General features: G+C 30.7%; 13 protein-coding genes. 10 read left to right on the top strand and 3 right to left on the bottom strand.

The features are described from left to right. The first annotated feature begins 23 nt into the window (after positions 1–23). The 7 genes from ABD939_RS09925 to ABD939_RS09895 all read left to right on the top strand — a co-directional run bounded on the left by ABD939_RS09925 (position 24) and on the right by ABD939_RS09895 (position 9,066). On the top strand, positions 24–1,985 hold the full coding sequence (locus ABD939_RS09925) for an AAA family ATPase (protein ID WP_345167833.1): 1,962 nt from the start codon (positions 24–26) through the stop codon (positions 1,983–1,985). After that, the gene (locus ABD939_RS09920; RefSeq protein WP_345167831.1) at positions 1,978–2,562 is read left to right on the top strand and encodes an NUDIX domain-containing protein; all 585 of its coding nucleotides are present in this window, start codon (positions 1,978–1,980) and stop codon (positions 2,560–2,562) included. Before ABD939_RS09925 ends, ABD939_RS09920 begins: the two co-directional genes overlap by 8 nt. After that, on the top strand, positions 2,563–3,798 hold the full coding sequence (locus ABD939_RS09915; RefSeq protein ID WP_345167828.1) for a DUF6638 family protein: 1,236 nt from the start codon (positions 2,563–2,565) through the stop codon (positions 3,796–3,798). Positions 3,799–3,844: 46 nt separating this feature from the next. Further along, positions 3,845–4,366 (top strand): hypothetical protein, encoded by a 522-nt coding sequence (locus ABD939_RS09910; protein ID WP_345167825.1) that lies wholly within the window; start codon positions 3,845–3,847, stop codon positions 4,364–4,366. A 201-nt stretch (positions 4,367–4,567) separates the two neighbouring features. Then, entirely contained in the window at positions 4,568–6,259 is a 1,692-nt protein-coding gene (locus ABD939_RS09905; protein WP_345167822.1) for a hypothetical protein, read from the top strand. A 78-nt stretch (positions 6,260–6,337) separates the two neighbouring features. Then, entirely contained in the window at positions 6,338–6,832 is a 495-nt protein-coding gene (locus tag ABD939_RS09900) for a hypothetical protein (RefSeq protein ID WP_345167820.1), read from the top strand. 68 nt (positions 6,833–6,900) lie between these two features. Next, positions 6,901–9,066: a S9 family peptidase gene (locus ABD939_RS09895; protein ID WP_345167818.1), complete on the top strand. Its 2,166-nt coding sequence runs from the start codon at positions 6,901–6,903 to the stop codon at positions 9,064–9,066. A gap of 32 nt (positions 9,067–9,098) precedes the next feature. Here ABD939_RS09895 and ABD939_RS09890 read toward each other — a convergent pair whose 3' ends face one another. Together ABD939_RS09890 and ABD939_RS09885 are read right to left on the bottom strand one after the other, a co-directional pair. After that, the gene (locus ABD939_RS09890; RefSeq protein ID WP_345167815.1) at positions 9,099–9,581 is read right to left on the bottom strand and encodes a GNAT family N-acetyltransferase; all 483 of its coding nucleotides are present in this window, start codon (positions 9,579–9,581) and stop codon (positions 9,099–9,101) included. Continuing rightward, the gene (locus ABD939_RS09885; RefSeq protein WP_345167812.1) at positions 9,578–10,591 is read right to left on the bottom strand and encodes a formimidoylglutamase; all 1,014 of its coding nucleotides are present in this window, start codon (positions 10,589–10,591) and stop codon (positions 9,578–9,580) included. Before ABD939_RS09885 ends, ABD939_RS09890 begins: the two co-directional genes overlap by 4 nt. Positions 10,592–10,704: 113 nt before the next feature. Between ABD939_RS09885 and ABD939_RS09880 the strand changes: the two genes are divergently transcribed. After that, positions 10,705–11,589: a chromosome partitioning protein ParA gene (locus tag ABD939_RS09880; protein WP_345167809.1), complete on the top strand. Its 885-nt coding sequence runs from the start codon at positions 10,705–10,707 to the stop codon at positions 11,587–11,589. A gap of 168 nt (positions 11,590–11,757) precedes the next feature. Further along, the gene (locus ABD939_RS09875; RefSeq protein ID WP_345167807.1) at positions 11,758–12,324 is read left to right on the top strand and encodes a Crp/Fnr family transcriptional regulator; all 567 of its coding nucleotides are present in this window, start codon (positions 11,758–11,760) and stop codon (positions 12,322–12,324) included. A gap of 154 nt (positions 12,325–12,478) precedes the next feature. Here ABD939_RS09875 and fumC read toward each other — a convergent pair whose 3' ends face one another. Next, positions 12,479–13,876, bottom strand: a complete 1,398-nt coding sequence (fumC, locus tag ABD939_RS09870) for a class II fumarate hydratase (protein WP_345167804.1) — start codon at positions 13,874–13,876, stop codon at positions 12,479–12,481. 196 nt (positions 13,877–14,072) lie between these two features. On the opposite strand from fumC, the gene ABD939_RS09865 reads away from it, so the two are divergent. Continuing rightward, positions 14,073–14,249 (top strand): hypothetical protein, encoded by a 177-nt coding sequence (locus ABD939_RS09865; RefSeq protein ID WP_345167802.1) that lies wholly within the window; start codon positions 14,073–14,075, stop codon positions 14,247–14,249. The last annotated feature ends 58 nt before the right edge of the window (positions 14,250–14,307 follow it).

The following is a 14,307-nucleotide window of genomic DNA, read 5'->3' as shown; positions in this document are numbered from 1 at the left end:
AACTGAGATTGAAAATTTAAAACATGGAACATAACTCGACATTCCCAATAAAATTAACCGAACTTGATATGCTTCGAGACGAAGCATCTTCATACTTAAAAAGCATACAATGGGAGCAAGGTGCTCGAGCTAAAAATAGAGATAAAGATGCAAAAGAAGAATCTATTTTATTGTATTTATCTCGTGCTAATAATGGGTCAAGTGCTGCAGAAATTACTTCTGTGTCTAAAACAATATTAGCATTAAAAAAGCGGTTACTACCAGACTCTGTAGCTATTCCTATCTATTTAAATCAAACGCTTTATGCAGTTCAAGAAGGCATTACTTTGGGTATTTGGATTAAAGATAGTTATTACGATGCATCTGGTTTATCGGCATTGAACGAAAACAAATCGGCTTTAGACAATAATGGAAAACGAGAGTTTGAAAGTAAAATGCATACTGCTACAGCATTTATGTTGTTTTCTCAAGCTTATAAAATATTAAACGATTTAAAACCACATGCTTCGGATGATTTAAGTGTCATGAAACAGAAATTTGCTGGTATTCCAGAGGTGTCTTTACTATCGCCTTTAAAAGGAATTTCCTGTACTTTGTTTTATTATGATAAATATTTAGGACATCCAGAAATTATCAAATCAGATAAAGATGTTATCGATTTTACGGTCGTTTATTTTGAGGCTCTAATTGATGAAATTCAGCTAAGAAAAAGTAGTTTAGAATATACTGAAACTATTGAAGATAGAACTTATAAACTGGAAAATTCAGAATTTGCAGTGTCAGGTTGGAATAACGTATTTCAAGGTACAGCAAAGAGTGTTGAGTTTAATAAAATCCAGTTTGAACAAATTGTTGGTAACCGTGATGCTAAGCATTTTGCGCGACGTTTAACGGAGCGTATGTTGAGTTACGATTTTACTGCTAAGAAAAATCCATTTCAAGAACTAGGTGGTTTTATGCCTGTATTTATGGGCTATGGTATTCCAGGAACAGGTAAAAGTATGTTAATTGCAGCTATTGCTACAAGACTAAAAGAGCATTGCGACACACTTGATATTCCATTTTTATTTCACCCTATGCCAGATACGCTAATTTCTACGTTTCAAGGTGGTTCGGCAGAAAAAATGGTTGAATGGATGAAACCGATGCAAGATCCTTCTAAATTAATTTTTGCTCCTATTGATGATGCTGAAAATAATTTACAAGAGCGAACGGCTCAAGGTGTTTCGGCAGGTGTAAAAGAAGTTATTGGTGTTTTTTTAAGATATACTGAAGGTGCTTATGCTGTAAATTATGGCAATAGTTCTATCGGATTATTTACAAACCTACCAGAAATGCTCGACAAAGCAGTGATTTCACGTGTACAAGGACGTTTCAAAATAGATGGTGCTAGAACTGAGCATGATTTTCTAGATCAAGATCATCTTTGGTGGCGAAAATTAGATGATACTATGCCAGATTTTGTAAACATGCAAGGTCCAGAAAACTATAGCTATCTACAAAATCAAGGCTTAGCAAAAAACATGGGAGATATTTTAAGTAATGTTGAAAAACCAACAGAACAGAGAGTTCACGAGGTTTATGATAAAGTTGAAAAACAGTTTAAAACCAATCAACATTTATTTTATGCTAATTTGTATAAAGATATGCAAACGGTATTTCCATTCTTTTCATCTCGTGATGTTCGTAATATTCAATCTGCTATTTCTTTACGTTTAACCGATTTTGATTTGGAAGAAGATTGGTTTGAAAATCCTGAAATTTATTTTAAACAAGATTATGACACTAAGTTTAATATGCTTCAAGAATTGATGCGCGCCAACATGAAAGGTCTAAATTTCTCTGAAATTCGTCGTCAAGAAGTAGTTCGTTATTTAGATAATGTAGCAACCATTGCAGATACTGATTTTAAACGAAAAGTAGATGCTAGAGTGAATCAATTAAATATAGAAACCGAAGCTAGAAAAGCATTTGATAATGAGTAGTAATAAAATTAAAAATATAGAAAAAAAACTCCTTTCAGATAATTATTATATCCTCAACCGAGTAACCTTCGATTATTTAATGTCAAGCGGAAAATGGGTAAACCAAATGCGAGAGGTTTATGATAGAGGTGATGGTGCTGGAATTTTGCTTTATAATAAAGAAAAGAAAACGATAATTCTTACCAAGCAATTTAGAATGCCGACTTATATGAATGATAATAAAGATGGTTTTTTAATTGAAATTGCTGCAGGTATGTTAGATAAAGACAATCCAGAGGCTTGTGTTATTAGGGAAACAGAAGAAGAAGTAGGATACAGGCTAAAAAGTGTTAAAAAAGTATTTGAAGCTTACTCGTCACCTGGAGTCATGACCGAAAAGATGTATTTTTTTGTTGGCGAGTATACTGATGACATGAAAGTGAATGAAGGTGGTGGTTTAGATTCAGAACATGAAGATATTGAGGTATTAGAAATTCCTTTTCAAGAAGCTACTAAAATGTTGAATAATGGACAAATTGTAGATACTAGAACAATTGTATTGTTGCAGTATGCTATAATTCATAAGTTATTAGATTAAATGGACAAACTAAAACAAGCCAATTTATATAGAAGTGAACTTATTCCAGTTAGTGGAAAACTTGTTGAACGTTACAATAAATGCTTGATAAAGCTAGGTTTCACAAAAACAAAATTAAAAACCTTTCACATAGATGGTATAGGTTGGAGTCCTGAGATAGCAGAGGAAAAGAAAAACAATAGCTACTTAAATAACGGTGAAGCTAATCCACATGGTATTATTATTTCGCCTTTGCAAAAAGGCAAACCTGTATACTACCCATTTCATAGTTTTGATAGGGATATGATGCGTTTTATTTTCAGAACCTATGGCGATAAAATAAACGATATTACTCGAGATTCTGCTATTTGTATTGATTTTGACCAAAAAATAGATGCTTTTTATGAGCCTTTAGATGTGCTGAAATATAATACAGTTCACATTAATTTTCATTTAATGGATAACCTCTACCATCTTCAAAATGAACAATTAGAGCTCATAGAAAAGTTTAATCAGGGTAATAACTTTATAGATGAAAATATACATCAAGAGCTGTTAACTTCTGCAAAAACTTATGGCGATTTAAGACATCGAGATTTAAAAATGCCAGCTTTAAGCTTTTCAGTAAGTTCATTTTATACCAAAGCTTTTGGAGGTATTTATTTATTAAGAGATTTTATTTCACCAATTATAATATTTGAGGATACAAAGTGGCATAAAGAAGCTATTAAAGACACGAATTATGATGTGTTAATTTACCATATTGAGCAACCCGAATTGATGGATAAATTACGTGACCACGTTATTATAGAATACGATTTGGAAAAAGCTGTTAATACTAAACGTTACGAACGTATTAAGAAGTTTGAAATAACCAAATACTTAAAAAAGCCAGAACATACTATAAAAGACATACTAAACAACCCTATTTTATTTAAAAGCTATTTAAATAAATTAGATATAAATTCTCGTAAAAAAGTAATGAGTGTTGAGCGCTACTTAGAAAAATTAGAAGTTAGCAACCAATATAAAATAGCTGATATTGTTGATTTAAAACTCTTTGAAGCACTGCATCAACCGCATTCATCATTAGATGTAAAACATCAAGATTTAATTTGGAAATTATTAGTCAATATAGCTCCAAAAGATATTTTATTTTGGTATTGGTATGATAAAGAAGATTTTTATACAAGTTTTAAAACATGGGATGATTCTCTTAAAGAATGGGCAATTGAAACCATTAGTAACAATATTTAAAAATTAAAGACTAATTTTATAGAGATTAACTTCAAAGTAAAAGATTATGACACTAGAACTTATCGTATTTATTGGCGCCATACTATTTGGAATTTTCTTGTATTGGAGGGAATCTCACGGAAACGGACTGTATCGTTTTTTTAATAAAATTATAAATTCAAAAGAACTTCAAATGAAACCTGAAGATAAAACGGGTTTTGTTTTTCAGCAAACATTTGTATTACGATTAGTTTTTATAGGATTTTTGTTTTTAATAGGTATTGTAATAACACGTTTTTTAATTCCAATTGATTTAGCTACTATTTCCATTTTTGCATCCATGATTTTTGGAACATTAGCAGGTACATATTTAGCTAATTTCATCTTTAAATCTGGTGAAGTAATTGAAGAAAAAAGTGACTCAATAGAAGACATAGTAAGTGATACTATTGAAAAAGGAAAAGATTTTATAGAAGATTTAAAAACTAAAGAGACCACAGAAACTAAGGAAATAGACAAGATAGATAAAAATTCAGAACCTCAAGAAAAAAGTGCTAGAGAACGTTTAAAAGACAAAGGGTTGTTATAAGATGAGCAAGAATAAATTTAGATATATTTTAATAGTAATATTTTCAATTTTATTGATTCTACAATTACTTAATTATGATTATACGAGTGATTTTGAGTGGATAAGTGCTTTAAACTTATTAACTCCTATACTAATGATATTTGCTATGATATTATCTATAAACGATTCTAAAAAGCAAGGGAAAGAATAAAAGTACTACATATGTTAAAAAACTATTGGAATAAAGGAAAAAAGCAAAAAATAATAACTGTAATTATTGCGTTGATTATTTTAATTACACTGTTTGTACTTAGAGATGATTATCAACCTGCTTTATTATTTATAAGAAAGTATATTTTTATTATTCTTTTAAGCGGTATAGTGTTGTTTTTTGGTTTACGAAAGTTCAGAAACTCTGCAAGCACAGGAAGTCGTATAGGTATTTTAGGTTTACTCGTAGCTTTTTTCGGTATTTTATATGTTGTAGGGTGGCATTTTAAGATGTACGATTATATGAAAACATACAATGTTTTTAATCACTTAAATCGTATTGAAATTAACGAATTACCTTTAACTCAAAACGAACGTATACAGCCATTACGAAATGTTTTTTCAATGGCCAATGAAAGTGTTGGTGAAACCAAAGATGTATCACTTCCACATTTAGTAAGAATTGACGATGAAAATAAATGGACCATGGCTATTCAACCTACAGAAAAGTATGTTTGGCAAGGCATGACTGATAATACAGAGGAAGTTTTTGCTGTATCAAGCACAACACCCTTTCCAAGATTTTCAAGTGAAAACAGAATTCCAGTTACTTTCTCAATAGGTGAGTCTTTAAAGTTTAGCAGAAACACATATAATGCTGTTGTGCAAAGATTTAATTTTTTCAAATTGTTTACAATGGAACCTAGTGATACCTATTATATGAAAAATGATACAGGGCAATGGGTACAAGTAGTAAGTTTAATAAAATGGAAAGGTTTTTTATTTCCTTACCCAACCTTTGGAGGTGTTATGGTTATTGATAATGGGGAGCATGATTTTAACGATTACATTGAACGAATTTTTATTGGAAAAGGTACTTATATAAGTCCTGATGAAATGAAGAATTATCCATATCTAACTCGTCAAAATACACTAGCTGAAAAAGTATCGCGTTTACAGGCAGAATCTTTGAAGTTTTTGGGAGGATTTAGCGACCCATTACCTTGGAATATGAAAACGGCTGTTAAAATACCAGACTTGCCAGACGATCAAAATCAACAGCCTTTTGTTACCGATTTTGATTTTTCTGATACAGATTCTGATGCTTACAGTGGCTTATACCATTGGTTTGGCTTAGAGCCAGTAGGAGATGAGCGTACCAGTTTAACATATAGCGTATTTGTTCCTGCTGATGGGACTAATGCATTTTATTATTACGACCATGCCTCAAAAAAGCAAGGATATGCAGGTGTTTCTGCTATGCCACTTAAGGTCATAGAATCACGTAAGGAATTTGATTGGTCTGTTAATAAACCAGTAGAATTCAGGCCATATATAAAAGATATTGCAGGGAGAAAACGTATGTTTTTTCTAGGAACAATTTCGGCAATTCGAGAAGGCTCAGATAATTTTGATGGGTCTGCAACACCAGATTTAGCTTTAATAGATAGTGAATACAGAGATGTAGTCTGGATAGACGTAAAACACCCAAGCCAATGGGATAAAACGGTTTACGACCAACTTAATGAAGCTTGGCGCTCAAGCGAAAAAATTGGATACTACTTTGCTGAAGAAACTAAAGTTATTGATATTGCTGAAACGATGCGAGATTCAATAAATATTATACCAGCTGTTGATAAAAAAGCTGAAGAAATTGAAAAACTTCAAAAGCAGATTGATTCTCTAAAGGCGGTTAACAATTAAATATTTGATCTCAACTGATATTTTGTATTTTATGTAACAAATACACTTCATTCTGGACTTATAATGTAAAGGTTCGTTATGGGGTATATGGGTTTCGGAATGCAAAGTTGGGTTTATAAAAAACGCCCTAGAAAACCTTTTTCAAAAAGAGGACGAATTCCTTCATTTTCTCCATTTCAAGAATATTCTAGGACTTTTAAAATAAAGTCTCATACTAAAGAAAGTAAATATAAATACACTTTATGGGGTATAATATTCTTTATTAGCTTAATATTTTTAGTTACAAACTATACTAAAAAATTTACTCTATATACAAATGAAAAAAGTATTGTAAGGATTAAAGCAGCTGAGAAAATTGATAATAGAGCATTTGTTTTTTTAATTAAATCTGGAAAAAAAAGATTAATATCCAATAATATCATTGGTGCATATTCAGAGTTTAATTTAGCTTATCAAATAAAACCAAACAATGAAGAATTAAATCAATTGCTAATAGAAACTTTAAGTATACTCTGTGATAAAAATACCGATTATTGTGATGATTTAAATTACCATCTGGATAGTAGGTTCTAAAGCCTAAATTTTAACAAAACGTTATTAACTATTTTTTGTTCCTTTAGGTTTCTTAAAAACCGGTCATTATGAAAAATTTCCACATTGTTTTTTTAATAATTTTAGTATTACTTTTCGCTTGTAAATCAGAACAAACCGAAAAAGCATACTTGTCCTTAAAAGTTCCTGAAGCTAAAAAAGTTCCGAAAGAGCTTACAATTCATGATGATACTCGAATAGATAATTATTTTTGGATGCGTTTAAGTGATGAACAAAAAAATGCTGAAACTCCAGATAGCCAAACACAAGATGTTTTAGATTATTTAAATGAGGAAAATGACTATTTAAATAAGACTATGGCTCACACAAGTGAGTTACAAGAAAATTTATATACCGAAATTGTAAACCGAATTAAAAAGGATGACCAATCTGTTCCAGTTAATGATAATGGATATTCATACTATACTCGATTTGAAGAAGGTGGCGATTATGCGTTGTATTGTAGAAAAAAGCTAGAGGAAGGAGCTAAGGAAGAAATTATGTTAAACGGACCAGAAATGGCCAAAGCGTATTCATATTATGGTTTTGGAAGTCAATCTGTAAGTCCTGATAATAAAATGTTAGCCTTCGGAATTGATACCATTTCGAGGAGACAATATACCATATACTTCAAAAATTTAGAAACAGGCAAACTATTAAAAGATAAGCTTAGTAATACAGGAGGAAGTGCAACTTGGGCTAATGATGGTAAAACAGTTTTTTATACTACAAAAGACCCGCAAACACTTCGTCAGAATAAAATTGTTAAACATGTAATTGGCACCAATCAGTCTGATGACGTTGTAGTTTATGAAGAAAAAGATGATACCTTTAGGTGTGGTGTTGGCAAAACAAAATCTGATGCTTATTTAATGATTGGAAGTTTTCAAACGTTATCAACTGAATTTAGATATTTAGATGCCAATAACCCTGATGGAGAATGGAAAGTTATTCAGCCAAGAGAAAAAGATTTAGAGTATAGTGTAGATCATTTTGAAGACCATTTCTACATACGTACCAATCTTAATGCTAAAAATTTTAAGTTAGTAAAAACACCTGTAAATAGAACTGAAAAAGAAAATTGGGTTGATGTAATTCCGCATAGGAGCGATGTGTATTTTCAAGGGATGAATTTATTCGAAAACCATTTAGTTGCAGAAGAGCGAAAAGAAGGATTAAGAACTATAAGAGTAATAAAATGGGATGGGTCTGATGATCATTATATAAAGTTTAACGATCCTGCTTATGTTGCAGCTCCAACCTCTAATTTAGATTTTGACACTAATACATTACGTTATTTTTATAGCTCACTTACTACACCAAACAGTACTTTAGAATATAATATGGACACCAAAGAGCAAGTCTTATTAAAACAAGAAGAAGTTATTGATAGTAGTTTTTCTGTTGATAATTATGTATCAGAACGTTTGTATGCAACAGCTAGAGATGGTGTAAAAGTTCCAATTTCGTTAGTATATAAAAAAGGGATTGAGAAAACAGGTAAAAACCCTTTACTTTTATATGCTTATGGATCTTATGGGAATAGTATGGAGCCTACGTTCAGATCAACACGTTTAAGTTTATTGGACCGCGGTTTTGTTTATGCCATTGCACATATTCGTGGCGGACAAGAAATGGGAAGAGATTGGTATGAAAACGGAAAGCTATTAAAAAAGAAAAATACGTTTACCGATTTTATAGATGTGGGAGAGTTTTTAGTTAATGAGGGATTTACAAACAGTAGTCAGTTATACGCACAAGGTGGATCTGCAGGTGGTTTGTTAATGGGAGCTATATTAAATATGAAGCCAGATTTATGGAATGGTGTTGTTGCTGCAGTACCATTTGTTGATGTAGTATCTACAATGCTTGATGAATCAATTCCATTAACTACTTTTGAATTTGATGAATGGGGTAACCCCAAAAATAAAGAGTATTACGATTACATGAAATCGTATTCACCTTATGATAATGTTGAAGCTAAAGATTATCCAAATATTTTAATTACTACAGGTTATTGGGATAGTCAAGTTCAATATTGGGAACCTGCAAAATGGATAGCTAAGTTACGTGAATTAAAAACAGATGATAATTTACTTATCATGGATTGTAATATGGAAACTGGACATGGAGGTGCATCTGGACGTTTTGAGCGCTACAAAAGACTAGCTTTAACATATGCCTTTATTTTTGATTTAGAAGGTATTAAAGAATAGTTAATTAGATATAAAAAAACTTTGAGTTTTTATTAAAGGCTTTTCTGTTGATTTAATATCAACTCCATTTTAATATTACTTCTTTTGTATGGAGAATTTAACTCAACTGGCATTTCAATAAAGCCATATTTTCTGTAAATGTAAATGGCGTTTTCTAATTTAGTATTTGAGTAAAGAATGAGTTTAGGTAACCCGACAGATTTAGCATAATCAATACAATATTGCAAAAGTTTTTGTCCAATTTTTAATCCACGTTGTTCTGGAGAGACAGCCATTTTTGTGAGTTCAAAAAGGTTGGTATTATCAACAGACATTAATGCTACTGTTCCAACGACATTATTATTGTATATGGCGAAAAAGATATGCCCTCCTTTATCAATAATATATACTTTGGGTTTACTTAAAACTTTCTCATCATAAGGTTCAACATAAAAGTGAGTTTTTAGCCATTCTATATTTAGATTATAAAAATCTTTAGAATATTCATTCTTAAAGGAAACAATACTTATGTTCATTTAGCTTTTATAAAATCTGTTACTAAGTAGGTGAGAAGCTTACCTATTTGTTTAGAACTTTTCTTGGTTGGTGAAGCTTCGCATATGTGCAGATAAGAGGCATTTTCATGTTTTGCAAAAAAGTTTAAAAATAACCTTGTCTTATTTAAACTAAACCCGGTTGGCGTTTCAGCACTGCTTTTTATATTCTGTATAGCATCACAATCAATTTCAATACCAAAGGGTTTGCTTTCAACATGATTTAATGCACGTTGCATTTCTTGTTTAAACTTAAGTTCTTTTCTAATTTCAATAGCTTCAAAAGTATTGTAATTAATAAATTTAACCTTTTTTAATGTTTTAAGTAATTTGTCTGAAGTGTAATTTTCATGAAGCCCAAATACAAAGTATTTTTCTAAAAAGCCTTCTGCATAAGCATAACTGAAACCATTTCCGCTATGTCGACCTTCTTCGGGTCTAAAATCAGAGTGAGCATCAAAATTTACAACATTTATGGTTTCTCCTTTTGCTAAAGAAGTACCTTTAATATTTCCGTAAGCATTATTGTGTCCACCACCAATTACAATAGGTTTTTTTCCAGCTAAAACAATTTGATGAATAATGTGTGTAGTGTAAGTGTCAATTTCTTTTACTAAAGCCCTAGTTTTTTGAATATGCTTTTTCTTTGACTGGTCTAATGTAGAAAGTTGAATTAGTTCTTCAGTAAAATCAAGACGACCTAGTATTAAAACTTTATCTGCTTTGGTAAATTCATTACTTTGAATATTTAACAAAACTTTAATAAAGCTGTCCCAGGCTTTTGCTGTACCTGTTTTACCATAATTTGCAAATACACCAATATCTTCAGGAAAACCAATAATTACATAATTAACATCCAAACTTTTAAGTTGCTCGTATATATTGGAAATGCCGGATAACATTTTAATATGTTCTCCAAATTTGGATTCGCCAGAGCGTTTGTTTAGTAATTTATTGCGCGTTGTATTATTAAATAAAACTAGTTTATCCATTAAAGTAAATTTTGAATTAAAAATACATCATTATTTATTTACCGCATTAAAAAAACAAAGTATTAGTATTAAAAAAACAAGTTTAAGAATTTAAAACATTAAAACTATTAATTATGGAAAACAACAAAAGTAGTATGGGACTTAAAGTGGCTTTAGGAATAGCACTAGTATTATTTTTAGGTACAGGTTTCTATACAATGAATTTGTACAAAAAGAGTAACGACACACAAAGAGAACTTACAGAAGAAAAGAATTTAGTAATGAATGATTTAAACGCAATGGCTAAACAATATGATGAAGCTATAAGCGAGAATGATGTAGCTAATGCTAACCTAGTAGAAGCAAGAGCACGTATTCAAGGTTTAATTGATTCTTTAAAAATTTCTGAAACTAATGTAAAAAGTTTATGGAGATATAAAAGCAAATACCAATCATTACAAAAAGAAATGGATGTATTATTAGCTCAGAATGATTCTTTAAGAGTTGAGAATTCTTATTTAGCAACTTCTCTAGATAGCACTCGTGTTCGTTTGGAAGAACGTACTATGTTTACAGACTCTTTATTGGTTCAAAATACTGCCTTAGCTGAAGTTGTAGAAAACGCATCTGTACTAAATACTGTTGGATTAAAAGGATTTGGAGTAATAGAAAGAACTTCTGGAAAATTAATACCTACAGAAAGAGCAAGTCGTACAGATAAAATTAGAGTTTGTTTTACTGTAGCTAAAAATGCTTTAGTACAAGCTGGAGATCAAGAATTATATGTTCAAGTAATTGATCCAAAAAACAATACTTTAGGATTAAATGAGCAAGTTCAATTTGAAGATAAAACTTTAAATTATAGCATCATTAGTAAGTTTAATTATGAAAATGGAAGCTTAAACATTTGTGAGTTTGTAGCATCAAAAGGAGAAGATAACTTTGAAAAAGGACGTTATATTGTAAATGTTTTTAATGCAAAAGATTTAGTATCTAGTTCAGAGTTTACTCTAAGATAAAGAACTTAATAGTATTCAATATAAAACCTCAGGCTTTATTGCTTGAGGTTTTTTTGTATTATTAATTGCCATTATTGCAGGTAAACAATTTTTTTTACTTGTTGCGGATAAACTAAATATTAATTTTAAATAATTTGTAATATTACAAAAATATGTTTTGCGTAGTAAATGAGTAGTAATTTTGAATTTTTAAAATCAATTGCAGATATCTCTGAAGAAACTTTTAAACAGCTTCAAAGCATATCTGAATTTAAAAAAATTCCATCTGGCACTCAATTAGTAAAACAGCAAGAAGTACCATCTAAAATTTATATGTTAATATCTGGTGCAATCCGGTGTTACATTTCAACAGAAAATGGTAAAGAATTTAATAAAACCTTCTACACCCCAATAAGTTTTGTTGGTTCTTTAACAGCATTACTTAAAAAAAAGCCTTCTTCACTAGCATTTGAAACATTAACAGAATGTAAACTTTATGAGCTAGATTATTATGAGCTTATGGAGTTATGTGAAAAAAATCCTAAACTTAAAGCATTATATACTAAAATTTTAGAACTTCTTTTTGTAAAATACGAAAAGCGTTTAATTGAATCAATTTCATTAAATGCTACCGATAGGTATTTGAAATTGAGAAAACAAAATCCAAATATTGATGCAGTTATTTCTCAGTACCACATAGCATCTTATTTAGGTATTACACCGGTGCAATTAAGCAGAATTAGAAAAAAAATATAGGTTGTTAACAAATGTTAATAACTATTAATATGTTAAATTATATATTTGACTCGATTTCCTTTTTAATTGTAAAATACAAAGGATTGATAGCTAACCAACCAAAAAAACAGGTAAATTATTTACCTGTTTTTTTATATAAATTTGTTAGTATAGTTTACTTTAAACTACCAACCATATCTTCAGGTTTTACCCAAGCATCATAATCCTCCGCAGTAACATAGCCTAAATTAATGGCTTCTTCTTTTAAGGTAGTTCCATTTTTATGCGCAGTATTTGCTATTTCCGCAGCTTTATAGTATCCTATTTTGGTGTTTAAAGCTGTAACTAGCATTAAAGAGTTATTTAACAGTTTGGTAATAACTTCATTATTGGGTTCAATACCATTGGCACAATTTTCTTCAAAACTTACACATGCATCACCAATTAATTGTGCAGATTGTAAAACATTAGCAGCCATAACAGGTTTAAAAACATTAAGTTCATAATGACCTTGTAAACCACCAACAGAAACTGCAACATCGTTACCCATAACTTGTGCACAAACCATAGTTAAAGCCTCACATTGAGTTGGATTAACTTTTCCTGGCATAATCGAACTACCTGGTTCGTTAGCAGGAATAGTAATTTCGCCAATTCCAGACCTTGGTCCAGATGCCATTAACCTAATGTCATTTGCTATTTTATTTAACGATACTGCCAATTGTTTTAATGCGCCATGTGTTTCAACTAAAGCATCATGAGCTGCCAAGGCTTCAAATTTGTTTGGAGCAGTTACGAAAGGAAGGTTAGTAAATTCCGCTATAAATTCCGCAACACGCTTACTATAGCCTTTAGGTGTGTTTAAACCTGTTCCAACTGCAGTGCCTCCCAATGCCAATTCGCTTAAGTGAGATAAAGTGTTTTCTAGAGCTTTTAAGCCATGATCTAATTGTGCAACATAACCAGATAATTCCTGACCCAGTGTTATTGGTGTAGCATCCATTAAATGTGTTCTACCAATTTTCACAACAGTTTTGAAATCTTCAGATTTTTTCTTTAATGTATCTCGTAATTGTTTAACTCCCGGTATTGTGGTTTCAACTATTTTCTTATAAGCAGCTATGTGCATGCCAGTAGGGAAGGTGTCGTTTGATGATTGCGATTTATTAACATCATCATTTGGTTGAATAGTCTTTTCACCTTCTCCAATAACTTTTCCAGCAATTTGATGAGCTCTGTTAGCAATAACCTCATTAACATTCATATTGCTTTGTGTGCCAGAACCAGTTTGCCAAATAACTAAAGGGAATTGGTCATCATGTTTACCAGCTAAAATTTCCTCGCAAACTTGAGCTATCAAATCTCTTTTTTCAATAGCTAAAACACCCAATTCACAGTTGGTGTAAGCTGCTGCTTTTTTTAAATAAGCAAAGCCATATACTATTTCCAGAGGCATAGAAGCAGCTGGACCTATTTTAAAGTTATTTCTAGAGCGTTCTGTTTGTGCTCCCCAAAGTTTATCGGCAGGTACTTTTACCTCGCCCATAGTATCTTTTTCTATTCTGAAACTCATTTTTGGAATGATTTAATTTGATTTACAAAGTTAATTCTTTTGTCAGGTTTAATATTATGATACTTGTTAGTTTTTTAAGATTTTTTAGAAAAACTATATTGATGACAAGTATGTTAATAATTTTTGGTTTCGTATTGTATAACAAATACCTTTATTATATCTTTGCAATAGATTTTTAATAAGATACACACAAATTATGTTTGAATTTGATCAATATTTAGGATTTTTAGCTTTTTTAACCATATTAACAATAGGGTTTTGGTTGATGATTTTTTTATTAACCTTTGTAATTCCTTATTGGATTGGAGGTTCTTTAATAGAAAGAATAAAAGAAATTCGTGAGGAAAAAAAAGCAAAACGATTAAATTCTTAATAAGAAAATAATATAAATAAAAAAGGAAGCTAATTTAGCTTCCTTTTTTATTTTGTAA

The organism is Algibacter aquimarinus, from assembly GCF_039543265.1.
GTDB lineage: Bacteria > Bacteroidota > Bacteroidia > Flavobacteriales > Flavobacteriaceae > Algibacter_B > Algibacter_B aquimarinus.
Note: the sequence above shows the minus strand (reverse complement) of the source record. Positions and strands in the feature narration are given on the sequence as shown.

Bases quoted from the DNA above. Each gene is read 5' to 3' on its own strand.
- ABD939_RS09925 (WP_345167833.1), top strand. From the start codon at position 24: ATGGAACATAACTCGACATTCCCAATAAAATTAACCGAACTTGATATG.
- ABD939_RS09920 (WP_345167831.1), top strand. From the start codon at position 1,978: ATGAGTAGTAATAAAATTAAAAATATAGAAAAAAAACTCCTTTCAGAT.
- ABD939_RS09915 (WP_345167828.1), top strand. From the start codon at position 2,563: ATGGACAAACTAAAACAAGCCAATTTATATAGAAGTGAACTTATTCCA.
- ABD939_RS09910 (WP_345167825.1), top strand. From the start codon at position 3,845: ATGACACTAGAACTTATCGTATTTATTGGCGCCATACTATTTGGAATT.
- ABD939_RS09905 (WP_345167822.1), top strand. From the start codon at position 4,568: ATGTTAAAAAACTATTGGAATAAAGGAAAAAAGCAAAAAATAATAACT.
- ABD939_RS09900 (WP_345167820.1), top strand. From the start codon at position 6,338: ATGGGGTATATGGGTTTCGGAATGCAAAGTTGGGTTTATAAAAAACGC.
- ABD939_RS09895 (WP_345167818.1), top strand. From the start codon at position 6,901: ATGAAAAATTTCCACATTGTTTTTTTAATAATTTTAGTATTACTTTTC.
- ABD939_RS09890 (WP_345167815.1), bottom strand. From the start codon at position 9,581: ATGAACATAAGTATTGTTTCCTTTAAGAATGAATATTCTAAAGATTTT.
- ABD939_RS09885 (WP_345167812.1), bottom strand. From the start codon at position 10,591: ATGGATAAACTAGTTTTATTTAATAATACAACGCGCAATAAATTACTA.
- ABD939_RS09880 (WP_345167809.1), top strand. From the start codon at position 10,705: ATGGAAAACAACAAAAGTAGTATGGGACTTAAAGTGGCTTTAGGAATA.
- ABD939_RS09875 (WP_345167807.1), top strand. From the start codon at position 11,758: ATGAGTAGTAATTTTGAATTTTTAAAATCAATTGCAGATATCTCTGAA.
- fumC (WP_345167804.1), bottom strand. From the start codon at position 13,876: ATGAGTTTCAGAATAGAAAAAGATACTATGGGCGAGGTAAAAGTACCT.
- ABD939_RS09865 (WP_345167802.1), top strand. From the start codon at position 14,073: ATGTTTGAATTTGATCAATATTTAGGATTTTTAGCTTTTTTAACCATA.